This is a genomic window from Marinobacter sp. DS40M6 (assembly GCF_028581595.1).
Lineage (GTDB): Bacteria > Pseudomonadota > Gammaproteobacteria > Pseudomonadales > Oleiphilaceae > Marinobacter > Marinobacter salarius.
On sequence record NZ_JAFCAE010000001.1, the window covers coordinates 557,340 to 582,772 of the forward strand.

22 protein-coding genes and 1 tRNA gene are annotated in these 25,433 nt (G+C 58.8%); 13 read left to right on the forward strand and 10 right to left on the reverse strand.

Annotated elements, in window-relative coordinates; all coding sequences use genetic code 11:
* Positions 1-4: 4 nt before the first annotated feature.
* Positions 5-934 (reverse strand): 2-hydroxyacid dehydrogenase, encoded by a 930-nt coding sequence (locus tag JJO78_RS02460; protein ID WP_075195535.1) that lies wholly within the window; start codon positions 932-934, stop codon positions 5-7.
* 284 nt (positions 935-1,218) lie between these two features.
* Here JJO78_RS02460 and JJO78_RS02465 point away from each other — a divergent pair, with 284 nt between their 5' ends.
* The 5 genes from JJO78_RS02465 (at position 1,219) to JJO78_RS02485 (ending at position 8,329) form a co-directional block, all read left to right on the forward strand.
* Complete coding sequence (locus tag JJO78_RS02465) at positions 1,219-2,043, forward strand: IclR family transcriptional regulator (RefSeq protein ID WP_041335593.1); 825 nt, start codon at positions 1,219-1,221, stop codon at positions 2,041-2,043.
* A 293-nt stretch (positions 2,044-2,336) separates the two neighbouring features.
* Entirely contained in the window at positions 2,337-4,430 is a 2,094-nt protein-coding gene (locus JJO78_RS02470; RefSeq protein WP_075195533.1) for a 3-hydroxyacyl-CoA dehydrogenase NAD-binding domain-containing protein, read from the forward strand.
* A 171-nt stretch (positions 4,431-4,601) separates the two neighbouring features.
* Complete coding sequence (locus JJO78_RS02475; RefSeq protein ID WP_075195532.1) at positions 4,602-5,786, forward strand: acetyl-CoA C-acyltransferase; 1,185 nt, start codon at positions 4,602-4,604, stop codon at positions 5,784-5,786.
* A gap of 5 nt (positions 5,787-5,791) precedes the next feature.
* The gene (locus JJO78_RS02480) at positions 5,792-6,898 is read left to right on the forward strand and encodes a zinc-binding dehydrogenase (protein WP_041335596.1); all 1,107 of its coding nucleotides are present in this window, start codon (positions 5,792-5,794) and stop codon (positions 6,896-6,898) included.
* 15 nt (positions 6,899-6,913) lie between these two features.
* Positions 6,914-8,329 carry an aldehyde dehydrogenase family protein gene (locus tag JJO78_RS02485; protein ID WP_273622736.1) on the forward strand — a complete coding sequence of 472 codons (1,416 nt, stop codon included), beginning with the start codon at positions 6,914-6,916 and terminating at the stop codon, positions 8,327-8,329.
* Positions 8,330-8,461: 132 nt separating this feature from the next.
* Here JJO78_RS02485 and JJO78_RS02490 read toward each other — a convergent pair whose 3' ends face one another.
* Complete coding sequence (locus tag JJO78_RS02490) at positions 8,462-8,983, reverse strand: QsdR family transcriptional regulator (protein WP_174447638.1); 522 nt, start codon at positions 8,981-8,983, stop codon at positions 8,462-8,464.
* 115 nt (positions 8,984-9,098) lie between these two features.
* Here JJO78_RS02490 and JJO78_RS02495 point away from each other — a divergent pair, with 115 nt between their 5' ends.
* The 4 genes from JJO78_RS02495 to msrB all read left to right on the forward strand — a co-directional run bounded on the left by JJO78_RS02495 (position 9,099) and on the right by msrB (position 13,698).
* Positions 9,099-10,079 carry an NAD(P)H-dependent flavin oxidoreductase gene (locus tag JJO78_RS02495; RefSeq protein ID WP_075195530.1) on the forward strand — a complete coding sequence of 327 codons (981 nt, stop codon included), beginning with the start codon at positions 9,099-9,101 and terminating at the stop codon, positions 10,077-10,079.
* A gap of 84 nt (positions 10,080-10,163) precedes the next feature.
* Positions 10,164-10,874, forward strand: coding sequence for a response regulator transcription factor (locus tag JJO78_RS02500; protein ID WP_036202148.1), 711 nt, complete (start codon positions 10,164-10,166; stop codon positions 10,872-10,874).
* Between the two features lie 3 nt (positions 10,875-10,877).
* A complete protein-coding gene (locus tag JJO78_RS02505) occupies positions 10,878-12,359 on the forward strand; it encodes a sensor histidine kinase (RefSeq protein ID WP_036202150.1) in 1,482 nt (493 codons plus the stop codon).
* 118 nt (positions 12,360-12,477) lie between these two features.
* On the forward strand, positions 12,478-13,698 hold the full coding sequence (msrB, locus tag JJO78_RS02510) for a peptide-methionine (R)-S-oxide reductase MsrB (protein WP_273622737.1): 1,221 nt from the start codon (positions 12,478-12,480) through the stop codon (positions 13,696-13,698).
* Positions 13,699-13,707: 9 nt separating this feature from the next.
* On the opposite strand, the gene JJO78_RS02515 is transcribed toward msrB, so the two are convergent.
* Together JJO78_RS02515 and JJO78_RS02520 are read right to left on the reverse strand one after the other, a co-directional pair.
* A complete protein-coding gene (locus tag JJO78_RS02515; protein WP_036202155.1) occupies positions 13,708-14,430 on the reverse strand; it encodes a 3'-5' exonuclease in 723 nt (240 codons plus the stop codon).
* Complete coding sequence (locus JJO78_RS02520) at positions 14,423-16,297, reverse strand: putative nucleotidyltransferase substrate binding domain-containing protein (protein ID WP_036202158.1); 1,875 nt, start codon at positions 16,295-16,297, stop codon at positions 14,423-14,425. Before JJO78_RS02520 ends, JJO78_RS02515 begins: the two co-directional genes overlap by 8 nt.
* A gap of 131 nt (positions 16,298-16,428) precedes the next feature.
* Between JJO78_RS02520 and cobU the strand changes: the two genes are divergently transcribed.
* Complete coding sequence (gene cobU, locus JJO78_RS02525) at positions 16,429-16,944, forward strand: bifunctional adenosylcobinamide kinase/adenosylcobinamide-phosphate guanylyltransferase (protein ID WP_273622825.1); 516 nt, start codon at positions 16,429-16,431, stop codon at positions 16,942-16,944.
* Here cobU and JJO78_RS02530 read toward each other — a convergent pair whose 3' ends face one another.
* Both JJO78_RS02530 and cobT read right to left on the reverse strand, forming a co-directional pair.
* Positions 16,945-17,559, reverse strand: coding sequence for a histidine phosphatase family protein (locus JJO78_RS02530; protein ID WP_273622738.1), 615 nt, complete (start codon positions 17,557-17,559; stop codon positions 16,945-16,947).
* A gap of 7 nt (positions 17,560-17,566) precedes the next feature.
* Positions 17,567-18,625 (reverse strand): nicotinate-nucleotide--dimethylbenzimidazole phosphoribosyltransferase, encoded by a 1,059-nt coding sequence (gene cobT, locus JJO78_RS02535; RefSeq protein ID WP_273622739.1) that lies wholly within the window; start codon positions 18,623-18,625, stop codon positions 17,567-17,569.
* A 152-nt stretch (positions 18,626-18,777) separates the two neighbouring features.
* On the opposite strand from cobT, the gene cbiB reads away from it, so the two are divergent.
* A complete protein-coding gene (gene cbiB / locus JJO78_RS02540; RefSeq protein ID WP_091641614.1) occupies positions 18,778-19,719 on the forward strand; it encodes an adenosylcobinamide-phosphate synthase CbiB in 942 nt (313 codons plus the stop codon).
* A 5-nt stretch (positions 19,720-19,724) separates the two neighbouring features.
* Here cbiB and JJO78_RS02545 read toward each other — a convergent pair whose 3' ends face one another.
* The 4 genes from JJO78_RS02545 to cobS form a co-directional block, all read right to left on the reverse strand.
* Complete coding sequence (locus JJO78_RS02545) at positions 19,725-21,038, reverse strand: MFS transporter (RefSeq protein ID WP_273622741.1); 1,314 nt, start codon at positions 21,036-21,038, stop codon at positions 19,725-19,727.
* Positions 21,039-21,122: 84 nt separating this feature from the next.
* A complete protein-coding gene (locus JJO78_RS02550; protein WP_273622742.1) occupies positions 21,123-21,644 on the reverse strand; it encodes a methylated-DNA--[protein]-cysteine S-methyltransferase in 522 nt (173 codons plus the stop codon).
* On the reverse strand, positions 21,641-23,155 hold the full coding sequence (locus tag JJO78_RS02555; RefSeq protein WP_273622743.1) for a DNA-3-methyladenine glycosylase 2 family protein: 1,515 nt from the start codon (positions 23,153-23,155) through the stop codon (positions 21,641-21,643). The genes JJO78_RS02550 and JJO78_RS02555 overlap by 4 nt, the downstream gene beginning before the upstream one ends.
* Positions 23,156-23,218: 63 nt before the next feature.
* Positions 23,219-23,989, reverse strand: coding sequence for an adenosylcobinamide-GDP ribazoletransferase (cobS, locus tag JJO78_RS02560; RefSeq protein ID WP_273622744.1), 771 nt, complete (start codon positions 23,987-23,989; stop codon positions 23,219-23,221).
* Between the two features lie 735 nt (positions 23,990-24,724).
* On the opposite strand from cobS, the gene JJO78_RS02565 reads away from it, so the two are divergent.
* Positions 24,725-25,222: a hypothetical protein gene (locus JJO78_RS02565; RefSeq protein ID WP_273622745.1), complete on the forward strand. Its 498-nt coding sequence runs from the start codon at positions 24,725-24,727 to the stop codon at positions 25,220-25,222.
* A gap of 133 nt (positions 25,223-25,355) precedes the next feature.
* A tRNA-OTHER gene (locus JJO78_RS02570) sits at positions 25,356-25,425 on the forward strand.
* The last annotated feature ends 8 nt before the right edge of the window (positions 25,426-25,433 follow it).

The following is a 25,433-nucleotide window of genomic DNA, read 5'->3' on the forward strand; positions in this document are numbered from 1 at the left end:
TGGTTCAGTAGCCCCGGCTGGGGTCCACGATGCCGGAAATCGGCTGACCATTATAGTGTGCCTGGATCTTACCGGTGATCTGCTCCAGGGTGGCCTCCCTCAGGGTGCGCGCCGAGATATGTGGCGTAATGGTGATCTCCGGCCGCTGCCAGAAGGGGTGATCCGCGGGCAGGGGTTCCTGGCGAAACACATCCAGGGACGCCCGGGCGACATGGCCGTCTTCGATGGCTTTGATCAGGTCCTCTTCCACCAGGTGTTCTCCCCGGCCCACGTTGATCACCACGGCATTGGGCATGAGTTGGCTGAGGTGCTTATGATTGAGGATGTCCCGGGTTTCGTCGGTCAGTGGAAGAGTGTTCACCAGAACCCTGGTTGATTGCAGGAAATCGGTCAGGTTTTCGGTACCGGAAAAGGTCGAGACGCCGTCCAGGTCGTGCTTGCTGCGGGCCCAGCCGTTGACCCGGTAATCCAGGCCGGCGAGGGTACGTGCCACCCGCTTGCCAATATGGCCAAGGCCCATGACGCCTACTGGCCACTCACTGCGCTTGATCGGGCGATGAATTTTCCAGGTACCCTGGCGTTGCTGCTCGCGGTAGGTTTCCATGCCCCGGCTGGCTTCCAGTAGCTGGTGCAACACGTATTCCGCCATTTGCGCGGACATGCCGGCATCTTCCAGACGCACGATGGGCAGTTGAGGTGGCAGATTGGGCACGGCCAGCAACCCATCGATTCCCGCGCCCAGGTTAAACACGGCTTTAAGCCTTTTCTCGCGCTCAAACAGTTGTTCCGGTGGTTGCCAGACAATGGCGTAATCGGCATCCACCGCCGGGCCGTTGGCGTCCCATACGTGAACCTCGGCTTCCGGAAGCAGCTCCTTTATGGGAACGGTCCAGCGCTCCGGTTTGGGGTCTCCTGCTACAAATAGAACTTTCATGTGCTCTCCGGGGTTGTCATCGGCTTCTAATTCAGTTGCCAAGTTTCACATTGCAGAATAATATACCGCAAACTATCCGTAAACCCGGGGTCTTGTGTCGCGATATTGGAAGAGAATTGAAACATAAAGGAAGAGTGTTTCATATTTGGCACGACTTTTGATAATGGTTTCTGGTACTTGATATCTGCAGCGATTAAAATACCGCATCTTTTCTTACTATCCGAACATAGCCCCGGTAGTCCGGGCACAGCGGATCAGGCGCAGCTGTTGGAGGACGCCCGTTTATGACAAAAGCACAAGCCACCCCGCCGGAACTCCTGGCAGCATCCGGTGATGGTGAACCGGTAAAGCCTGAGAAAGATCGCAAGTTTGTAGAGGCACTTTCCCGTGGCCTGGATGTGCTTCGCGCCTTTAGCCAGGGCTCGGTGATTCTGGGCAATCAGGACATCGCGCGCCTGACCGGGCTGCCGAAACCCACCGTTTCGCGCATGACCTACACCCTGACCAAGCTGGGTTACCTCAGTTATAACGCCCAGTTGGAAAAGTACCAGCTCAGCTCCGGTGTATTGGCTCTTGGTTACGCCTACGTTTCCAACCTTAAAGTGCGCCAGCTGGCTAAGCCTTACATGGACGAGTTTGCCCGTCAGACCAACATGTCCGTGGGCCTGACGTGCCGCGATCGTCTGCACATGATCTATGTGGAAAATCGCCTGCCGCCGGAAGCATCGCTGCTGCGTATGGATATCGGTCTGAAGCTGCCCATGGCCACCACATCGGCCGGTCGAGCCTACTACTGTGCCATTTCGGATAAAGGCCGCAAGGTCATCACGGATGCCATGGAAGCCAAGTATGGTGACGCCTGGCCGGAGAAGCAGGAGGGCCTTGAGCGCTCGATGGAAGACTACAAGAAGTATGGCTTCTGCCTGTCGCTCGGCGAGTGGGATCGCAACATCAACTCTGCGGGTGTGCCCATTCACCTGCAGGATGGCACCATTATGGCGCTGACTTGTGCGGCGCCTTCCTATCTGATTTCCGGGGAAAAGCTGCGGGAATCCATTGCTCACCAACTGGCGATGCTGGCCAGCGATATTGAATCGCTCGGTGTTTGATTTTGCGGGCTAACTGATAAAGCGTGGGCCCGGACGGGGATCTCTCTCCGAAACCGTGCGGAGCCATGGATGGCGGAGCCGAGCGTACAGGGATGTATTTACAGCGTGTTTCGGAGAGAGATCCCCGTCCGGGCCTTCCCCGAGCCGATTTTCTCGAAAAACCCCAGAATTCGTTCTGGGGTTTTTTTATGCCTGCATTTTAGTTCATGGTTGAAACCTGCCGAAAACTTGTATTAAATCGTGACTATGTTTCGCTTGTTAAAACTACATTCCATATATGGCGAGGAGATATTATGTCTGAGGTCGTGACTTATAACCGGGAAGGCTCCATCGGCGTGATCACCGTGAATTATCCGCCGGTGAACGCCCTCAGCCATGCGGTTCGTTCCGGCCTGGTGGCTGCACTGGAGCAGGGCCAGAAAGACGCCGACGCCAAGGTACTGTTGCTGGTGTGCGAAGGCCGCACTTTTATTGCCGGGGCCGACATTAGCGAGTTCGGCAAGCCCATGCAGGATCCGGGGCTGCCGTCCGTTGTTGACCAATATGAGAACTGCGACAAGCCAATTGTTGCGGCAATTCATGGCACTGCGCTGGGCGGTGGCCTGGAAACCGCTTTGGGTTGCCATTACCGGGTGGCCTTGAGCAGCGCCAAGGTGGGATTGCCGGAAGTAAAGCTGGGCTTGTTGCCCGGAGCCGGGGGCACTCAGCGCCTGCCACGTTTGACGGGTGCGCAGAAAGCCCTGGAAATGATCACTTCCGGTGAGTTTGTTGGCGCTAAAGACGCTCTGGCCCTGGGCATTGTTGATGCGGTTGAAGATGGCAATGACATCAAGGCCGTTGGCCTGGCCTACGCACAGAACATTGCCGATGAAGGAAAGCCAGTTCGTCGCGTACGGGATCTGACCGATAAGCTTGAGGCCGACAAGGGTAGCGAGGTGTTTGAACAGTTCCGCGCTGGCCTGCAGAAGAAAGCTCGGGGCCAGTTTTCCCCGTTCAAGTGCGTGGATGCGGTGGAAGCCGCCTTCAGCCTGCCCTTTGAAGACGGTATGAAGCGTGAGCGTGAACTGTTTATGGAGTGCATGGAGTCCCCACAGCGTGCGGGCCTGATTCATGCCTTCTTTGCCGAGCGGGAAGTCTCCAAAGTGAAAGGTCTTCCCAAGGAAACACCTGTTCGTGACATCCATAAAGTGGGTGTTATAGGTGCAGGCACCATGGGTGGCGGCATTGCCATGAACTTCGCCAACGCCGGGATACCCGTGACCATCGCCGAGGTCAAGCAGGAGGCGCTGGACAAGGGTCTGGCAGTGATTCGCCGAAACTACGAGAACACCGCGAAGAAAGGCCGTATCACCCAGGCCCAGGTTGAGGAGCGCATGAGCCTGATCAGCGGCACCCTGACCTATGACGATTTCAGCGATGTGGATCTGGTGATCGAGGCGGTGTTTGAAAGCATGGAACTGAAGAGAAAGATTTTCGGTCAGTTGGACGACGCCTGCAAACCGGGTGCGATTCTGGCGTCCAACACCTCCACCCTCAGTATTGATGACATTGCGGCGGCAACGAAACGTCCGCAGGACGTGATTGGCCTGCACTTCTTCAGCCCCGCCAACGTGATGAAGCTGCTGGAAATTGTGCGCGGCGAAAAAACCTCTGATGAGGTCAAGGCCACCGCCATGGCGTTGGCGAAGAAGATTCGCAAGGTCGGGGTCATGGTGGGCAACTGCTATGGCTTCGTTGGCAATCGCATGCTGCACAAGCGAGGCGCAGAGGCCATGGCGCTGGTCAACGAAGGTGCGAGCCCGCAACAGGTGGACAAGGTACTGACCGACCTGGGCTTCCCCATGGGGCAGTTTGCGATGTCGGACCTGGCCGGTATCGATATTGGCTACAGCATCCGTCAGGAGCGTCGCAAGGCAGGTGAGGACGTGCCGGCGAGCTGGATGGATAAGCTGGCGGAGCAGGGGCGCCTTGGCCAGAAGACCCAGGCGGGCGTGTACAGGTACGAAGAGGGTAATCGCAAGCCGATTCCCGATCCGGAAGTGGACCGGGTTATTGCCGAGTTCCGTCAGGAGCAGGGTATCAAGTCCCGCGAGATCACCGACCAGGAGATTCTGGAGCGGTGCATGTACGTGATGGTCAATGAGGGTGCCAAGATTCTGGAGGAGGGCATTGCGGACCGGTCCCTGGATATCGACATTACCTGGATCTACGGCTATGGCTTCCCGGCCTATCGGGGTGGGCCGATGTTCTGGGCGGATCAGATTGGTCTGGACAACATACTTGGCACCGTTGAACAGTTCTACGATGACCTGGGGGGCGAGCAGTGGAAGCCAGCAGCCCTGTTGCAAAAACTGGTCAGTGAAGGGCGCAAGTTTTCGGACCTTTAAAAGCCTGGCCTGCTGGTGTGGTGGCTGGTCCCGAGGCGGGGTGCCTTTTCTTCTGGGAAAAATAACTCGCTGCGCTCAGACATCTTTTTCCCGGCAGAAAAGGCACCCCACCCCGTGACCGACCATACTGCCGAGGTTTGAGCCACCTACACGTTTACGAAGGAGTTTGTTATGTCTGATGCCGTTATTGTTTCCACTGCCCGTACCGGTCTTGGTAAATCCTACCGTGGCGCACTGAACAACACCCACAGCGTGGATCTGGCCGGCCATGTGATCCAGCAGGCTGTGCAGCGTGCGGGTATCGACCCGAATATTGTTGAAGATGTCATCCTCGGCGCTACGTTCCATGAAGGCGCCCAGGGCAAGAACATCGCTCGGCTGGCGGCGATTCGTGCCGGTCTGCCGGTAACCACCGCTGGCCTTTCGATCAACCGTTTTTGTAGTTCCGGCCTTCAGTCCATCGCCATTGCCGCCCAGCGGGTGGTGTCGGAGAAGGTACCGGCCATGGTGGCGGGTGGCGTCGAATCCATTTCCATGGTGCAGAACGAGAAGCTCAACAGCTTCCACGCTACCAACGATTGGCTGATGAAGAACAAGCCCGAGTTGTATCTGGCGATGATTGAGACCGCCGACATTGTCGCGCAGCGCTATGGCGTTAGCCGTGAGGCTCAGGACGAGTACGCGTTGATCTCCCAGCAGCGCACCGCCGCAGCTCAGGAAGCGGGTCGGTTTGACGATGAAATCGTGCCCTTTGACGCCACTATGATGGTGAAGGACAAGGAAACGGGGGATGTCAGTTATAAGGACGTCACCCTGACCCGTGACGAGTGCAACCGCCCCAACACCACTCTGGAAGGCCTCCAGGGCCTGAATCCGGTGCGCGGAGACAATCAGTTCGTCACCGCCGGTAACGCGTCCCAGCTGTCTGACGGTGCGTCCGTGTGTACGGTGATGAACAGCGCCTATGCCGAGAAAAACAACATCGAGCCCATGGGTATTTTCCGCGGCTTCGCGGTGGCGGGCTGTGAGCCGGATGAGATGGGTATTGGCCCTGTTTTCGCGATTCCACGCCTGTTGGAGCGGAATGGCCTGAAGATGGACGATATCGACCTGTGGGAATTGAACGAAGCCTTCGCGTCGCAGGTAGTTTACTGCCGTGATCGCCTGGGCATTCCCATGGAAAAGCTGAACGTCAACGGCGGCTCTATCTCCATTGGCCATCCCTACGGTGTCACGGGCTCTCGTTTGGCCGGTCATGCCCTGATCGAAGGTAAGCGCCGTGGTGCCAAGTATGTGGTCGTAACTATGTGCATTGGCGGTGGCCAGGGCGCGGCTGGTCTTTTCGAGGTGGTGTAAACAGAATGGACAGAAAAGCCAAAGCCGTCGTCTGCCGCGAATGGGGCCAACCCGTTCAGGTGGAAACCATTACCGTGGAAGGTCCGAGGCGGGACGAAATCACCATCAGGATCGGAGCCTGTGGCGTTTGCCATAGTGACCAGTCCGCCACCACCGGCAAAATTCCCTACCCCGCGCCCCTGGTGCTCGGTCACGAAGCCGCCGGTGTTGTTATTGAAGTGGGCGAGGGTGTCACCGCCTTCAAGGAAGGCGACCACGTGGTCAGTTCCTTTATTTCCATGTGCGGCAAATGCCGTCAGTGTGTTCGTGGCCGCCCGGTGCTCTGTGAAAACGCCCGTAAAGCCATGTTTACCCTGCCCGATGGCACTGTTCGCACCAAAGGCGCGGATGGTGAGGATCTCAACGTGTTCGGCGCCTGCGGCGTGATGGCGGAATATGCCACCATGCACGTGGACAACTGCGTCAAAGTGGATGAATCCGTGCCCATGCAGAACGCCGCTCTGGTGGGCTGCGCGGTGATGACCGGCGTTGGTGCCGTGTTCAACACCGCCAACGTTGAACCGGGGTCCCGCACGGCGGTATTCGGTATAGGCGGCGTGGGGCTGAACGCCATTCAGGGCTGCGTCACCGCCGGCGCGGAAATGATCGTGGCAGTGGACAACAACGAGAAAAAGCTGGAAATGGCCCGTGAGTTCGGTGCCACGCACACCGTCAATATCAGCGAGGTGGAGGACGGCGCCAAAGCCGTGAAAAAACTCACGGGCGGCGTGGACTACGCCTTCGAATGCGTGGGCGCCGGCGCAGTGGTTGAACAGGCCTACAAATGCCTGGGTCGGGGTGGTACCGCCGTGGTGGTGGGCGTTTCAGACCCAAAGGATAGAACTTCTATCACCACATTGACGCTTCCAGCCGACGAGAAAACCCTCAAGGGCAGCTGGCTGGGCTCCGCCCGTCCACAATACGATTTCCCACGTATCCTGGGGCTCTACAAAGCGGGCAAACTCAAACTCGACGAACTTGTCACCCGCACTTACCACATTGATGACGCACCCCAGGCCTTCGATGATATGTTGGCTGGCAAGAACGCCCGTGGCGTGATCGTGTTCGACTGATTCAGGAGCAGAACCATGAATGATCTCAGCAAAAACTACATCAACGGCCAATGGCAGAACTGGAATGGTGAGACCATTGATGTTCACGAAGCGGCCACTGGCGACGTGATTGCCAAGGTTCCCGCCTCCGGTCGCGAGGAAATGGAAAAGGCCATCGCCGCCGCCAGCACTGCTTTCGAAAGCTGGTCGGAAAGCACACTGGAAAAGCGATTGCATGTGTTGGAGCAATTGCATGCCGGCCTGAAAGAACGGGCGGGTGAGATAGCCGAAACCGTATGCCGGGAAGTGGGTATGCCCATCAAACTGGCCACCGGCATTCAGGCGGGGCTGCCGGCCACCATCACCAAAAGCTACCTGAAAATGCTGCCCGAATTCACCTTTGCCGAACAGGTCGGCAACTCCGAGGTGCAGTACACGCCGGTGGGCGTGGTGGGATGCATCACCCCCTGGAACTACCCTCTGCACCAGGTCATCCTCAAGGTGGTTCCGGCCATTGCCGCCGGTTGCACGGTGGTGCTCAAGCCGTCTGAAATCGCACCCCAGAGTGCTTATATCCTGGCGGATATTCTGGACCAGACAGACCTGCCCGAGGGTGTTTTCAACCTGGTCTGCGGCGAAGGCCACACCGTGGGCGACACCCTGATCAAACATCCGGACGTCAACATGGTGTCGTTCACCGGTTCCACCCGCACCGGCAGCCTGGTTGCCCACGCTGCTGCCGATGACTTCAAGCGCTTTGCCCTGGAGATGGGCGGAAAGTCTGCCTCGGTTATCCTGTCGGATGCTGACCTGGCGAAAGCGGTCAAGGGAACCGTCAACAACTGCCTGCTGAACTCAGGCCAGACCTGTACGGCGCTGACCCGCATGCTGGTGCCGGCCCAGAAGCATGACGAAGCCTGCGAACTGGCCGCTAATGCGGTGGCGAAAATGACGCCGGGCAATCCGCTGGAAGAAACCACACGCCTGGGCCCGCTGGCTTCGGCCCAGCAGCGGGACAAAGTCATCGACTTTATCAACATCGGTATCAAAGAAGGCGCCACCCTGATTGCCGGCGGCCCGGAAGCACCGGAAGGCTGCGACAAGGGCTACTTCGTGAAGGCCACGGTGTTCGGTAACGTCAAACCCGACAGCCGCATTGCCCAGGAGGAAATCTTCGGCCCGGTGTTGTGCGTGATCCCTTATGAGGACGAAGCCGAGGCCATCGAGATCGCCAATGGCACGGCCTATGGCCTGTCCGGCGCTGTCTGGTCGGCCGATGACGCCCACGCGAAAAAAGTGGCAGGCAAACTGCGCACCGGTCAGGTGTTTGTCAACGGCGGGGACTTCAACCCGTTGGCGCCGTTTGGCGGCTTCGGCCACTCCGGTATCGGCCGCGAATTCGGCAAATGGGGGCTTGAAGAGTTTCTGGAAGTGCGGTCGTTACAGCTCTAATGGCAATTGGACCGAAGTCAGGTCGGTCACGGGGTGGGGGTACCTTTTCTGCCGGGAAAAAGATGTCTGAGCGAAGCGAGTTATTTTTCCCAGAAGAAAAGGTACCCCCGCCTCGGGGCCAGCCACCATTCGTCAGGCCGTTCCGCCAAGCATTACACGAACAGCGGTACAGGCGTCCTCCAGCTCCTCTTCACGGGGTTCGCGGCCGTTGATGATGTCGCTGTACAGGCAGGATTCGGCCAGGCGCACCATGAAGTAGGACAGGCTGTTCACGTTCAGGGGTGGATTAATATGTCCGCCCGCAATCTGATCCCGAAGGGTGCGGGTGTTGGCCTCAACAGTACGGCTGTGAAGCGTGGACTGGGATGACGTCAGGATTTTGAGCGCGTACTCCGGGTCTTCGCGGATAAACCGCCGCAAAGGTTCAGAGTGCAACAGGGTGGAGTTAATGTGACGGTATACCCCGACGACAAAGTCGACGCCGTTCCCCGGTGTTGCGTTCAGCGCTTCCAGCCTCAGGGGTTCGTAGAGTGACCAGAGTACTTCCCCCAGCAGTAAATCCTTGTTGCCAACCCAGCGAAACAGGGTGGCCCTGCCAATATTCAATTCTGCAGACAGCGATGCCAGATGAATTCGTTCACCTTTCAACCACATCCTCCGTGCACGCCGGAAGGCATCTGCTGGTGTCGCCCTTGTTGTTGTTTTTTCTGTCACTGCAACCTCGTATCGGTACTCGATTTCATTCTAACGACAAAACAGGAAGCCCGCTATGAAGACCAGAATCACCGAATTGTTTGGTATACGTCACCCGATTATCCAGGGTGGCATGCATCACGTGGGTTATGCAGAGCTGGCAGCAGCCGTCTCCAACGCCGGTGGCCTTGGTATAATCACCGGGCTGACCCAGCCTACCCCGGAAGACCTGTCTCGGGAAATTGCACGTTGTGCTGAGATGACCGACCAGCCTTTCGGAGTAAACCTGACCTTCCTGCCATCCTTCAAGGCGCCCCCCTATCCGGACTATATCCAGGCCATTGTCGACGGTGGCGTCAAGGTGGTGGAAACCGCCGGGCGCAGTCCCGAGCAATACATGCCGCAGCTCAAGGCCGCGGGTATCAAGGTTATCCATAAATGCACCTCGGTGCGCCATGCCCTGAAGGCCGAAAAAATTGGTTGCGATGCGGTCAGTGTGGACGGCTTCGAATGTGGCGGCCACCCGGGCGAGGATGACATTCCCAACTTTATCCTGCTGCCCCGCGCTGCGGAAGAACTCACCATTCCATTTGTTGCGTCAGGTGGTATGGCGGATGGTCGCAGCCTGGTAGCCGCGATGGCACTGGGTGCAGAGGGCATGAACATGGGTACCCGTTTTCTGGCCACCACAGACGCCCCCATCCACAATAACGTCAAGCAGGCCATTGTCGAAGCGGACGAACTCCAGACCCGCCTCATTATGCGGAACCTCCGTAACACCGAGCGGGTAATGAACAACGCTGCCGTGGAAGAAATCATCCGCATCGAGCACGCGAAAGCCGGCACCGAAACCATTGATGACATTCGCCATCTGGTCACCGGTGTGAAAGGCAGATTGGTGCTTCAGGAAGGCAAGATGGATGAGGCCGCCTGGAGCTGTGGCATGGTGGCGGGGCTGATTCACGACATTCCCAGTTGCGAGGAACTGATTGGCCGCATTATGGATGAAGCAGACAATATTATCCGTCAACGCCTGCTGGGCAGCCTGGAGGCCTGATATCGGCGTGATACATTTGTGAAGTTTTGGCTCTACACTGGTATCAACTAACGGTAATTTGCGAGCTTCCAGAGCCAGTAACTTATGACACGAAACGTACTGATTGTTGAGGATAACCCGGGTATCGGGGAGCTGGTGCGAATGCACGTGGCGGACCTTGGCATGAATGCCGTTCTCTGTGACCGGGGCGATACCGGGCTGGAGCGTTTTCGCGAAGGGGACATCGACCTGGTTGTGCTTGATCTGATGTTGCCTGGAATGGACGGTCTCTCGGTGTGTCGGGAGATTCGCTCCGGCCCCGGGTATGTGCCGGTGCTGATGCTGACAGCGAAAAGCACGGAGCTGGATCGTGTACTGGGCTTGGAGATGGGGGCGGACGATTACCTCACCAAACCCTTCAGCGTGGCCGAGCTGTCGGCACGGGTGAAAGCCCTGTTCCGGCGGGTGGACGCCATGTCGAGTTCGTCAGGCGAAACGTCCGGGCCCGAAGAGTTGGGTGAGTTGGACACCGAAGGCTTGCGTATCGATCCGGCCCGGCGCCGAGTGTTCGTATGGGAACAGGAGGTGGAACTGACGGCCCGCGAGTTCGACCTGCTCTGGCACTTTGCCAGCCACCCGGGACGTGTGTTCAGCCGGGTTCAGCTGCTGGACAAGGTCTGGGGCTATAACCACGAAGGGTACGAGCATACCGTCAATACCCACATTAACCGTCTGCGCGGCAAGATTGAGCAAGACCCGGCGCGACCGGAGTTTATCGAAACCGTCTGGGGGGTGGGCTATCGCTTCCGGGACTGAACCATGCTGAAGACACTCTACACCCGGCTGACGTTAGGTCTTTTCCTGCTCCTGCTGGCCGTTGGTCTGCTGTACACCTTTTTCAGCTTGTATTCCCTGCGGGAGTACAACGCGTCTGTTAATCAGGAGCTGCACCGGGATCTGGCGAAAGACCTGGTGGCAGACAGGAATCTGGTCAGTGAAGGGGAACTCGACCGCGGCGCCCTGAAAGAACTCTTTGCGCTGTACATGACCATCAATCCCAGCATTGAAATCTACCTGCTGGATTTGGACGGCACCATCCTCTCTTACTCCGCTGATCCGGCGAAGATCAAACGCAAGCAGGTCTCGCTCGAACCCATCCGCCGCCTGATGAACGATATGGACAGCTACCCGGTACTGGGCGACGACCCCCGCAGCCATGACCGGCAGAAAGTCTTTTCCGTAACACCGGTGCCGTCGGCTGAAAACCCTGAAGGGTATCTCTATGTGGTGCTGCGCGGCGAGGAATACGATGCTGCCGAAACCATGGCCCGGGGTGGCCAGTTGGTGGAGCTGAGCGCCTGGGCTCTGATTATCAGTCTGGCGGTGGTGATGATTGCGGGGCTGGCGGTCTTCCGGCTGCTGACACGCCGGCTGACCTTGCTGACCCGGCTGGTGGAAGATTTCGAGCACAGTGACATGAGTCGACAGGCCCTACAGAGCACCTGGCGGGACCGACGGCCAGTGGTGCGCGACGAAATTGACTACCTGGGTGCCACCTTTGATGACATGGCCAGCCGCATTGCATCCCAGATCGAACTGCTGACGGAAAAAGACGCCCAGCGCCGGCAACTGGTGGCCCAGGTGTCCCATGACCTGCGTACGCCGCTGGCCTCCATGCAGGGCTACATTGAAAGCCTCAAGCTCAGGCGCGATCGGCTGACAGCGGAAGAGCAGGACCGCTTTCTCGACATTGCCCTCAAGGAGGGCCGACGCCTGAGCCGCCTGGTGGACGAGCTGTTTGAGCTTGCTGCCCTCGAGGCCCGGGAAAAGCAGCCCGTGCCGGAACCCTTTCCGCTGGCGGAATTGGTGCACGATGTGGTCCAGAAGCATGGACAAGAGGCCGGCGCCCGGCAGTTGGAACTTGTGGTGGATGGCGATCCGGACCTCCCCCTGGCGTACGCGGACCTGGCCATGACCGAGCGGGTACTGGACAACCTGATCGGCAATGCCATTGCCTACAGTCCCTCAGAGAGCCGCATTGAAGTGGTGTTCGGGCAGGCGGATGGGCTGCCGCAGGTCTGTGTGCACGACAGCGGCCCCGGTATTCCGGAGCAGGACCTGCCCCACATTTTCGATCCTTTCTACCGTGGCGAATCGTCCGGCGGTTCCGGCCACGCCGGCCTGGGGTTGGCTATCGCCCGCAGGATCATGAGTCTTCAGGGCGGTGATATCTGCGTTGAGAACCTGAGCTCCGGCGGGGCATCCTTCTGCATACGCTTACCGGTAGGGCCACCCGAATAGGCTGCCTGCATCCATAATGATCTCTCCGGCGTTATACAAACGTAATAAACTGGAGAAAGTGATGTGATGAATTCCGTGCAAACTGGTCACAGCATTCAAAAGGCAAGAGGTTAAGGTTATGAAACGGTATCTGTTACTGACGTCTATCGCGGCCGCGATCGCATTGACCGGTTTCCAGGTTGGCGCCTCCAAAGGGACGGAATCACAATACGCCCCGGATGACCCAGGCCTGGCGGTTGCTACGTTCGCTGGTGGCTGTTTCTGGTGCGTGGAAGCGGCGTATGAAGAGAAAGTACCCGGCGTTGTTGAGGCGGTGTCTGGTTATAGTGGCGGCGACGAGAAGAACCCGAACTATAAACAGGTAGCTGGTGGCCGCACAGGCCATACCGAGGCGGTCCAGGTGTACTACGACCCTGACACGATCACCTACGAAGGCCTGCTCCAGGCTCTGTGGCGTACGGCCAACCCGACCGACGTGAAAGGCCAGTATGTGGACCGGGGCAAACAGTACCGGCCGGCGATTTTCTATCACAACGACGCCCAGAAGCGTGCCGCCGAGGCCTCGATAAAGGCTTTGGAAGAATCCGGCCGTTACGATCATCCGGTCAAGATTGAAGTGGTGCCTTTCGAAGCGTTCTACGACGCCGAGGAATACCATCAGGATTACTACAAGAAAAACCCGGTTCGGTACCAGGTCTACACCTTCAACTCCGGGCGCTACCAGTTTATCGAAAAGGTCTGGGGCGAGGATGAGAAAGTGGACTATGCCCAGTACCGCCCCGAGAACAATGGCGGTTCCGCGCAGGCCACTGTCAACAAAGCGTCTGGTGGCAAATCCGACATGAACCTCAGCCGGGTTGAGGCATTCAACCCGGACACGTTCACCAAGCCGGACGACAAAACGCTCAAGGCACGGTTGACTGAGACGCAGTACAAAATCACCCAGGAGGACGGCACTGAGCCCGCTTATCAGAACGAGTATTATGATGAGAAACGGGCGGGTATCTATGTCGACGTTGTTTCCGGTGAGCCCCTGTTCTCCTCCCGCGACAAGTACAAGTCCAACACTGGCTGGCCCAGCTTTACCAAGCCGATCAGCCCGGACATGGTGGTGGAGAAAGAGGACAACAGCTTCTTCATGACCCGCACGGAGATCCGTAGCCGCTATGCGGATTCCCACCTCGGGCATGTGTTCAACGACGGCCCGGCGCCAACGGGGTTGCGTTACTGCATGAACTCGGCCGCGCTCCGGTTCATCCCGTTGGAGAACATGGAGAAGGAAGGGTATGGCGCGCTGATCAGTGAAGTGAAAGAAGCCAGCCGTACCGCTTCCAACTAAGCCAACCCGTTACAGCCAGAGATCCCCGATGGGGGTCTCTGGCGAAAAGTGATGCTGGACCTGCGCCATCAGCAACTCGGCGCTGGCCAGCGCATCCACCAGGGCATTGTGCGGTGGGTAGTGTGGCAGCCCATACCGCCGCCGGCTGTCTGCCAGCCGAATCGAGATCGGCTGCTGACCCTTCAACTTCTGCCACCAGGAGCGTTTCCGGTTCGGATGCAGGTAAGCCTCAATGGCCATGGTATCCATCACCGGAAAGCGTATGTCCTCCCCGATTCGCCACTTCAGCGCCATGTTCAGGAACGGACGTTCGATATTGCGGTAGTGCACCACCGGTACGCGCCCGGCCAGGCTTCCCAGGAATTCGTCCAGTACGTCGGCCAGATCAGGGGCCTTGTCGATATCGGCGTGGGTTATGCCATGTATCGTGATAGAGGTCTGGTGTAACGGCAGTTGCGGTTTCACCAGCCAGTGCCGTGAACCACCCAGTTGCACACGGTCCAGGGTAAAGGGCACCACACCGATACTGACGATGGAGTGCCTGTCAGGGTCCAGGCCGGTGGTTTCGAAATCCACGGCTACAAACGGGACGTCGCTCAGAGGCGTTTCCGGCGCCACACAACCTGCCTCGTAGAACGTCTTCAGTCGCGGGTCTTTCGTTTGTGTTGCCAGTTCCCGGTACTGTTCGGGCCAGGACAAAGTGTCGATCTGTGCTGCCTTACCATCAGACATTCCGGGTAGCCTGGGGGTTGTAGCGGAATTTGAGGAACTTTTGTGCCTGGCCGACCACCTGAAAAGCGTCTTTCAGGTGACTGCGTTCGAATGGCGAAAGGTCTTCCGGCCGCACATTGTTGTCTGGCTCTCTTCCTGCTTCGATGGAGAGGGCCTGATGTCGAATACGTACTATGGCAATAAACTCGAAGGCATCCCGAAGGTTATCAACGCCATCTTCCGGGATCAGTTTGGTTTGCCCAATGGCCTTGAGCCGGTTGAAGGTATTCTGTGCCCGTGAGCCACAGGCCAGGGCATGCACCCGGATCAGATCCGACACCGGTGCCGTGCCGCGGCGCTTCAGGTTGAAGGTCTTGGCCTGCTTGCCGCTTTCCTCCATCACAAAGGTACGAAAAAAGCCCAGCGGTGGCGTGCGGTTGAGGGCGTTGCGGGCCAGCATGGCCAGGAAGCGCTGGCTATTGCTCGCTTTATCCGCAATGAAGGTTTTCAATTCTTCGGTGTATTCGGTGCGGCCATGGATGCCGTCCAGGTCGAAGAAAATATTGCTGTTGAGCAGCGCCTCCGCCTTGGGATTTTCGATCCAGTCGGCGAAGTATTCCTTCCACACCCGCAGCGGTTGTCGCCACTTCTGGTTGGTGGCCATGATATCGCCGGTGCAGTAACTGTAGCCGCACTCTGCCAGGCCATCACTGACGAACTTCGCCAGGGCGAGGAAATACTCGTCGTGCTGGGCCGGATCGAAGCTGTCGTCCAGCACCATGGCGTTGTCCTGGTCGGTGACAACGAGTTGCTCGTCCCGGGCCATGGAGCCGAGTGCCATAAAACAATAAGGCACGGGTGGTGGCCCCAGCTTCTCCTCTCCCAGCTCAAGCAGTCGTTGGCTGAAGGTGCGCCCGATGCCAGCCATGGCACTGCCGATCATATGGGAGTTCGCATCTTCACGGACCATGCGCACAAAGGTGTTGGGCACGTCCTTGCTCAGGCGCTTCAGGCCCTTCACATCCTGCTGATGATAGATGTTACTGACCAGATACAGGCTGCTCTGGGATTCGTGTTTGACGATGTCCGACAGTGCAATCACACCCCGCACCTTGTCACCCTCCATTACCGGCAGGTGGTGCACGTTGTTGTGCAGCATGGTCAGCATGGCCTCGAAAATGAAGGCGTCGGAACGGGTGGTGATCAGCTCTTCCGTCATGATGTCGCTGATGGGTGTTTCCGACGGCAGTGCCTCGCAGAGGGCGCGGGTGCGCAGGTCACGGTCGGTAATGATGCCTGAAAGCCGGGGCTGTTTGCCGCTCTCGTCCATCAGCAAGAGGGCCGACACTCCCCGGTCCGTCATGATTCGGGCGGCCTCCTGAAGGCGCACGGTGTTGGGCGCCATCACCGGCTCGCGGGAAATCAGCCGGGTCACCCGTGCTGTCATCGGTTGATTCGATTTCTCCCGCCGTGAAAGTGCCGACCGCAGACGTGAATGGTCTTCAATTTCGACAAAATCGGTGAAGTTCTCGTCGTTTTCCCACAAATATTGAAATATTTCGTCGGGAATCAGGTAGATCAGGGAGTCTTCAATAGCCTTGGCCGGAAACCGCACGGTTTTGTTCATCAGCAGACCAAACTGACCGAAAATCTCACCTTCGGTAATGCGGTTGTATAGCTCGCCAGAGCGGCGATAAATCTCGACGGCGCCGCTGCGCACATAGTGCAGGTAGGTGTTTCGTTCACCCAGCGTGAGAATGTCTGTGCCAGCGCGGAAATAGGCGACTTCGATGCTGGAGACGATACGGTCCAGGACATTCTCCGGCATTTCATCAAACGGGGCGTGCTGGGCCAGGTGGTTGCGTATCTCGATCAGCTCTGCCTGCATTGTTCGCTTCCTTTTCGCACCGGTTACGCCTCTGGAATTTATCACGCAATATAGCAGTGGCGCTGTTTTACGGCCATGATGTTGGGCAAGATAGCGTTGGTTTACACACGAGAGGATGGGTTTTGTCTGCTATTCATACACTGGTCCTTGGGGGCATTCGATCCGGCAAAACCGCGTTGGCGGAGCGTATTGCCTGTGACGCCGGTTCACCGGTGGTCTATGTTGCAACGGCGACCGCCGACGATGAAGAAATGACCCGGCGGGTGGCCCGCCACCGGCAGAATCGGCCGCCGGAATGGGGGTTGGCAGAAGAGCCCTTGAAGCTGGCCTCCCTGCTGGATGGTTACGCCAGGGAACCACAACCACCCTTGTTGCTGGTGGATTGCATGAGCCTGTGGGTGAGCAACCTGCTGTTTGCCGGCGATGAAGTGTTTGCCCGTGAGCGTGCCGCCTTCCTGCGGGCATTGGAGAACTACCCGGGCCCAATCGTGATTGTCAGTAATGAAGTGGGCCTGGGTACCATCGGCATGGACCCGCTCACCCGCCGTTTCTGCGATGAACTGGGGTGGCTCAACCAGGATCTTGCCGCCCGTTGTGAGCGGGTGCTGATGAGCGTGGCGGGGCTGTCGCAAACGTTGAAAGGCTGATTATGCGCCGTGCGTTTGCAGGCAACTGAGCAGGCCATGCTCCGAGATGTCCACGCGGATACGGCTGCGGCAGGCGTAGGGTACCGTTAACGCTGAAAAAGAGCGTTCAGTGGGGATACCCATCACCTCCGCCAGGAGCATGCGAATCACGCCGCCATGGCATACCACGAGTACCCGCTTGCCTGCCGCCTGGGTTTGCCAATCCTGCCAGGCGCTGCTGACCCTTTGCCGGAACTCGGTGATAGCCTCACCACCGGGCGGAGGATAACGAACCGGGTCGCTCCAGAAGCGGGTCAGCGCCTCGGGCGTATCCGCCATGATGTTTTCGGAGGTTCTGCCCTCCCAGTCACCGAACGCAATCTCCCTCAGCCGTGGCTCCTGGTGCAACGGAATCTGACGTTGCTCCGCCAACTGTTCTGCGAAGAGGCGGCAGCGCCGCAGTGGGGAGGTGATGATCACATCCCACTGGTCATCGTCCCTGATAGCCGCGTTCATTTGCTGCCAGCCGGTGTCGCTCAGTGGATCATCCTTGCTGCCCCGGAACATGGGCCCGCCGGCAGGTTCGCCATGACGGATCAGGTCGAAAAACGCAGTGGTGTTCTGGTTATTGGTCATCCCCGCTTCAGTCCTCGTTCTTGTCGGTCACGCCGGCGTCAGCGAAGCTGGCCATCTGGTTGTGCAGGGCACAGGCACTGCGAAGCAGCGGAACCGCCACCGCAGCGCCGCTGCCTTCACCCAGGCGCATACCCAGGTCCAGCAACGGCCTGGCATTCATGGCGTCGAGCACGGCCTGATGCCCCGGCTCCGCCGAACGATGGGCAAACACAAGCCAGTGCCGGAGTTGTGGTTGTTGGCGAACCGCCACCAGGGCGGCAACGGAAACAATAAACCCATCCACCAGTACGGGAATGCCGCGCGCCGCGCTACCCAGAATGGCGCCTGCCAGCGCAGCAATCTCGAACCCGCCGAGGGAGGCCAGCACCGCTAGAGGATCACGGTTGTTGCCATGCCTGGCCAGCGCCCGGGCGATGACCTCACACTTTCGAGACACGCCGGCTGCGTCCAGCCCCGTGCCCGGCCCAGCCAGGTTTTCCGGGCTTTGTTCCAGCAACGCGCAGGCCACGGCGGTGGCACTGGTGGTATTGCCGATGCCCATATCGCCGCCCACAAACAGTCGACACCCGTCATCCGCGGCGCGGGCGGCGGCCCTGTCACCACTGGCCAGCGCCTGTTCAAACTGGCCCGGCGTCATCGCGTCGGTTGTGGTCAGATTGGCGGTGCCCGCTGCGATCTGCTCATCACGTACATCGGTCAACGGCGGAACGTCGCCGACGGTTCCGAGATTTACCACTTCCAGCGAGGCTCCCAGTTCCCGAGCCAACACGCTGATAGCCGCACCCCCGCTGGCAAAGTTCGCAATCATCTGGGCGGTGACTTCCTGGGGGTACGCGGATACGCCCTCCGCACAGACGCCGTGATCCGCCGCGAAAACAGCGATGCGGACAGGGTCGACCTGCGGATGTTCCGTGCGCTGAAGGCCCGCCAGTGTAATCGCTACGTCTTCCAGCTGCCCCAGAGACCCCCGGGGCTTGGTGAGCACGTGTTGGCGTTGCCGTGCCCGCTCGCAAAAATGGGTGTCGGAGGGTGGCAACGGCTGTGTCCAGCAGGAAGGCAGCGGCATGGTTGGATCCTGAGGTGGCAAAGTGTCGGGAGCCGAAGATGGTCTACCCGGCCTGAAAAAGTGTCAAGGATAGCAGCCACTCGGTTAGACTTCCTTTCGATCACGACAACCCATCGCCCGCTCGAAGAGACATTGCTGATTTGAACGCCTTCATTCTCGCCGTGACAGCTTGTTTTATCGCCGTTGTATTGGATCGCTGGCTGGGTGAGCCGCGTCGGTGGCACCCGCTCGTTGGTTTTGGGCATGTCGCCGCCTTCCTCGAACAGAGAATGAATCGTCTACCTGAGCGAATGGCAGGATCGATGGTTCTCGGGTTCCTGGCCCTGTTAATCGCTGTGATACCCGTACTGGCGGCAGCCGAGTGGTTGCGCTGGTGGTTGGGGAACTGGGAATACCTGCTGGTTCAGGCTGTGGTGTTGTATTTCGCCCTGTCCATTCGTGGCCTGACGGAGCACGGCCGTGCCGTGTCTGACGCGTTGCATGGGGGCGATCTTGAGAATGCCCGGGAGCAGGTTGGCCGTATCGTCAGTCGTGATGCAGCGGCGCTTGATGACAATGGCATTGCGATAGCCGCGACCGAGTCCATGTTGGAAAACGGCGCCGATGCCGTGTTTGCCAGCCTGTTCTGGTTTCTCGTAGCCGGCGTTCCGGGCGTATTGCTTCACCGGCTGGTGAACACCCTGGACGCCATGTGGGGATATCGAACGGATCGCTACCAGTATTTTGGTCGCGCTGCGGCGAGGCTGGACGATGTATTGAATTGGGTACCCGCTCGCCTCACGGCGCTGACCTACAGCCTGCTTGGTGATGTTCGTGGCGGCTTTCGTTGCTGGCGGGCACAGGCGCCGGCCTGGGACAGCCCGAATGCCGGCCCGGTCATGGCGGCAGGGGCCGGGGCTTTGAGTGTTGTACTCGGTGGCCCTGCGCCCTACGCCTCAGGCATCAAGCAACGGCCCGTGCTTGGTGAGGGTGAACCGGCATCGGCCGAGACCATTGATGCGGCTATCCAACTTGTACATCGCGGCGTGTGGTTGTGGCTCGGACTTTTGGCCGCGGTCGCCATTATCGGATGGATAGCCAGCGCCGCGCCCTGAAGGTGTTAGCCGGTTGCTTCCGATTCCCGTGTTTCGCTGGCCGGTATGGTCAACATCAGCAGGAAGCCAATCACCAGGAACACCAGAATGGTGCTCATTCCCCAGCGCTGGCTGTCAGTAACGGCCGTGACCCAACCCACCAACAGCGGGCCAGCAAACGCGGTGGCTTTGCCAGAGAACGCGAACAGGCCGAACATCTGCGTTTGCAGGTGCGGCGGGGCGATGCGGGCCAGGTGGGAACGGCTGGCGGACTGCAATGGCCCCACGAAGATGCCCAGGATCATGCCCCATACCCAGAACGCGGTGGCGCCGTCCACTACCAGAATGGCGAGGGCACTGCAGCCCAATCCCACCAGTGACAGCAGGATAGTGTTGCGCCCGCCGAGGGCGTCATCCACCCAGGCGAAGCCCAGTGCGCCCAAGCCGGCGGTGACGTTCAGGGCGATGGCGAATTGCAGCACTTCCGTAGAGCCCATATTGAAGGTACCCGCCGCGTACACCCCGCCGAAGGTAAAGATAGTGGCCAGGCCATCGGTGTAGAGCATGCGGGCGATCAGGAAGCGCACGATGTCCTTGTATTGGCGAACCTGGGCGATGGACTCCTTCAGTTGCCGGAACCCGGCGCGGGTGGCGGCGGCAATTCCCAGGCCGGTGGATGGGCGGTCCGGAACAAAGATAAAGGCCGGCAGGGCAAATACCAGATACCACACCGCTACCAGCACAAACGTGGCACGCACATGCTCAGCGTTGTCCCGATTGAGATCGAACAGGTTGGCATCGGCTTCGATAAAGCCATACAGCGCCACGATAAGGCTTAGCACACCGCCGGTGTAACCCAGCCCCCACGCCCAGCCTGACCAGCGCCCGGTTCGCGCCGGGCTTGCCAGATCCGGCAGCATGGAGTTGTAGAAAATGAACGCAAACTCGGCACCGAGTGTACCCAGGCCAACCCACAGTGCTGCGTTCCAGAACTGATTCTGCTCCGGCGTGACCGTCCACAACATGGCGCAGGAGACCACGCAAAGCAGGGTGAAGCTGATAAACCAGGGTTTGCGACGGCCGGACTGGTCTGCAATGGCCCCCAATATCGGTGCCAGGATTGCGATGAACACACCGGCAATGCCAACGATGTTGCCCCAGGCTTCCGTGCCTTTTACCTCGTCCTGCACCACTGACACGCTGAAGTACTGAGCGAAGACAAAGGTCAGAATGATGGTGAAAAAGGCGCTGTTGGCCCAGTCGTAGAGCGCCCAGGACCAGAGCGCGCGTTTGTCTTCCGGCTTGCCCTGTGTGGGGGCGACAGGCGATTGCGATGACATGTGGGGCTGGGCTCCTGATCCTTGCACGATAAATCCGTGCGGTGATTGTCGCCATTATCGCCGCAAATGCACAGCCCCGTGGGGTTAAACCCTCTTCAGGTTCCGCGATTCGTGGTCCAGCAACCACGCCTTGCGTTCCAGGCCGCCCGCGTAGCCCGTCAACGTACCATTGGCTCCGATCACCCGGTGGCAGGGGATCAGAATGGCAATGGGGTTGAGGGCATTGGCGCGAGCGACAGCGCGCACCGCCTTCGGGTTGCCCAGGGTGTTTGCCAGCGCACTGTACGAGCGGTGCTCACCCGCTGGAATCCCCGTCAGCCCCTGCCAGACCTGCTGTTGGAACTCGGTGCCGGTCAAGCGGATGTCCTTCCACGGCAGGGGCTTGATCACCCCCGAGAAGTAGGCGTTCAGCCACTTGATAATGGTCCCGGGGGCGCTGTTCGGTTGCTCGCGCCACTCCGGCTGCCGGAACCGGCGGTTTTGCAGCGAGTGCATGCGCTCTTCGTTGTCGTCGAAGTCCAGGTGCACCAGTTGGTCATCCACCGTGGCCAGGCTCAGGGGGCCAACGGGACTGGGGAAGCGGCTGACATGAATTTGAGTTGTCATGATGGTGTCTCCTGCCGGGGTGGATGGGTGTTCAGTGATGTCCACAGGTACTGCGCTGCGTAAGCCCGCCATGGCCGCCAGCGTTCGGCGTGGCGCGTCAGGGCTTTGGCGTCTTGCGGGCCGCCCAGATGGGCCGAAGCCTTGAGTATGCCCAGATCGCTGGCGGGAAACGCGTCTGGATCCCCCAGACCGCGCAGGGCCAGGTAGTGGAGTGTCCAGGGGCCGATGCCCCGCATGGGGGCCAACTGCGCCAGCAGGGTGTTGCCATCCTGCTCGGCAAAACCGGGTTCGGCAAACCGGGCGGTGATTCGTTCCAGGGTGTCTGCACGGCTGCCGGGCATGCCCAGTTTGTTCAACGGCTGGCCGACGAGTGCTGCCGGTTCCGGGAATCTATGGGTAATACCCGTGCCCCCGGCAAGATCGTCGGGAAGGGGCCGCCCATAACGAGCCACCAGCCGCCCGGCCAGGGTTCGCGCCGCGGAGAGGGACACCTGCTGCCCCAGAATGGCCCGAACCGCAAACTCGAACCGGTCCCAACTGCCCGGAACGCGCAGGCCGGGATGCCGTGCGACCAGTGGTTCCAATAGCGGGTCCTGCGCCAGGTGTTCGCTGATGCCGGGCAGGTCCGCATCCAGATCAAGCAAACGGCGTATCCGCGCACTCACCTCCAGAATGGACTGCCGTGCCGGCCCACGAAGGATAACCTGCACCCCCGGGGGATTGTCGCTTGGGCGGCAGATGACCAGCCCCGGTTGCCCAGCAATGCAGAGCGATCGCGCGTAGTGGTCCGCGCCAACCGCTTCCAGGCCCGGAATGGCCCGTGCCCGAAAGAAGGTCAGTAACTGCTCACTGTCGAACGGTGGCCGGGCCCGCAGGAACAGAACCAGGTCGTCGTGTGCCGGCAGAAAAAGATCGTCTGCACCGTTCTGTGTGGCTTTGAGCGGTGGCTTGAGACCTCTGCGGAATGCCGTCGGTGCATTGCCGTAGGCTTCTTTCAGGGTGTGATTGAAGCGGCGCAGGCTGCTGAAACCGGCAATCTCCGCGATCTCGGTCATGCTGAGGTTGCTGTCGACAATCAACTGCCGGGCCCGCAGTAAACGCCGGGCCTGGGCGTGCTGTTGTGGGGTGGCTCCGGTGTGGCGTTTGTAGAGCTGGCGCAGGTAGCGGTCGGTAATGCCCAGCCGCTCGGCCAGGCCCGCCACGGAGCCGTTATCCAGGGCGCCTTCGTCCACCAGCCGTACTGCCCGGGCCACGGTTGTATGAACCCCGGCGGCAGCCGGGCTACCTGGTGCCGCTTCTGGCCGGCACCGCAGGCAGGGTCGAAAGCCGTTGGCCATGGCCGTTTCTGCAGACGGGTAAAAACGCACGTTCCCCCGCTTGGGCGTCACCGCCGGGCAAATGGGGCGGCAGAAAATCCCGGTGGTCAACACAGCGGTGTAGAAGCGACCGTCGAATCGGGCGTCACGGGTTTTCAGTGCCTGGTAGCAAAGGTCATCGTTTAATGTGTCCATGATGGAAAGTGTACCAGCGAAATCCGGAAAAACTCGCCGGATTCGGAACTGACCGTTGAACCTTTACATCGCAAGCCCAAGCAGCATGACCAGCTCCGCAAACACCACACTGGCCCCGAGGGTATCGCCGGTATAGCCACCCAGTTGGCGGCGTAGATACCCGCCCCAGACAATGGCCGTACCCAGCGTAGCGATAACGAGCCACAGCAGTGCCCTGGTCTCAAACGGGATGAGGGCCAGAGAGACAATCGCAGTGAACACGGTGGCAATCGCCAGTCGTGAACGCGAAAAATCTTCCGCTACCGGCTTGCTCTTGCTCTTGTCCGGGTCGGTCACATACGGCAGGAAGCCCATGATCATCAGTGGCGCGAGACGCGACACCATCGGGGCCAGGATCAGCGCCAGCCACACCGGTTGAGCTTCAGCCAGCAGCGCAAGTTTCAGCACCAACGCCACCACCAGCGCCACCGTACCGTAGGTGCCGATGCGGCTGTCCTTCATGATCCGCAACCTGGCCTCCAGGGTATACCCGCCGCCCAACGCATCGACACTGTCTGCCAACCCATCCTCGTGGAACGCGCCGGTAATCCACAGATGGAAACCCAGAATAAGGATAAGACTGACCAGCGGGCTCCAAAGCTGCACAACAGCCATGTACAGTCCCGCATAAATGATGCCGAGCACCAGCCCCACCAGAGGGAAGTAGACACTGCACTGATTCATCAGGCGGGGGGAATAGTCGATACGCACCAGCATCGGAATGCGTGTCAGGAACCCGATGGCCAGCCAGAAAGCTTGCCATTCCCTGGAAACGAGAGGTTTCAGTTGGCTCAATGCGTTGCCCTGCTTTTGGAGGTGGTATAAGTCTGCGGCCAGTTTAGCATTATCGTCGGGCGAGCTTGCTGTACACCGATGTTTTAGCGTTTCCGCGAGCCCCTGAATGTCGAAAAGGCCAAACCTACAACCGATATTGCACGCTGGAGTTATACGAACCGGTTCGCAAAACTCCAGGTTAGGAGCGGGAACCCCTTGTAAGTATCTGATACTGTTGGAACCAGACTATAGTGTTGTGGAGTTATACGCCCTTGTTTGCGGGGAACTTAGAGGCGAACAAGGACGTATAACTCCGGCGGTAGCCGTGGAAGGTTCTGGTTAGTTTTTGATTTTAAAGTGATTTATTAAATCGGACAGCGCGGCTGAAATTGGAGTTATACGGATGGGTGATATATGAACGGGTTCGTATAATACGCTGTTAATGGGCCAAGGCTTCGGAAGGAATCAGGTAGTAGAGCAGGGAGTTGCTTTCAAATTATCGCCTCAGTTCAACTCTTCTCCCCGCAAAACACCGCAAAATCATTAGGTTTCGTGTTCTGGTTCCTTTCGCGATGGGCTAGGCTGAGTGCAAGCTGCATTGCAGCAGGCATTCGAGTTTGGGTGCCAGGGATAAACTGCCGGGTAACCGGCCATTAACAAGGCGCATCAGTACGTGGCCTGCGGCCACCGGACGCCACTGTCGTGGCGCCGCTGTGCTTCGGCGTTATGTGCCAATGAGTCAGAGTCAGGTATCGAATGAAACTTGAACCATCGGATTGGATCTCTATCGCCTCTGTCGTGATTGCACTATCTGCGATGGGTGTAGCTATCTGGCAGGGATACTTGAGCAGAAAACACAACATTCTCTCCGTACGTCCTCGTTTGCAGGTCCACTTAGATGCACGAAATGGAATCGTACTGACCCTTCAAAATCACGGCCTTGGCCCTGCAATAGTGAAGGGCTTCTCAATTAAGTATGAGGGTGAAGAAATAGTTAACCCGAAGGTCGATCCATATCTCGAAATTTTCAAATCGCTAGATGTGGATCCTTTCGAGAAAGGCTTCCAATACGAATTTCATCTACCCTTTGAGGAAACGACTTACGTGCCAGGCCAGAATAAAAGGCTCTTGGAGATTATCCCAGTTAAAGACACTTGCGATGATCGGGTGCTTCAGAAAATATGCGAAGGGATTCGGATGGAGGTAAATTATACCTGTATGTATGGTGACAAGCAGTTCTCATGCAGTGGATAGGACATAACCAGTGCAGGCACGGCGACGCCCATTACATTGCGCCTTCGGCTCCATTCCATGGGCGCGCATGCTGCAAGCGTTAGATTTTCTCAGATGGGTTACGAACTTGTGAGCTTTTTGTTACAGTTTTGGTCGGGCGATGGTGTAATGGCTAACACGCTCCTTTTGGAGAGTATGTGTGAGGTTCGAGTCCTCACCGCCAAAGGCCATT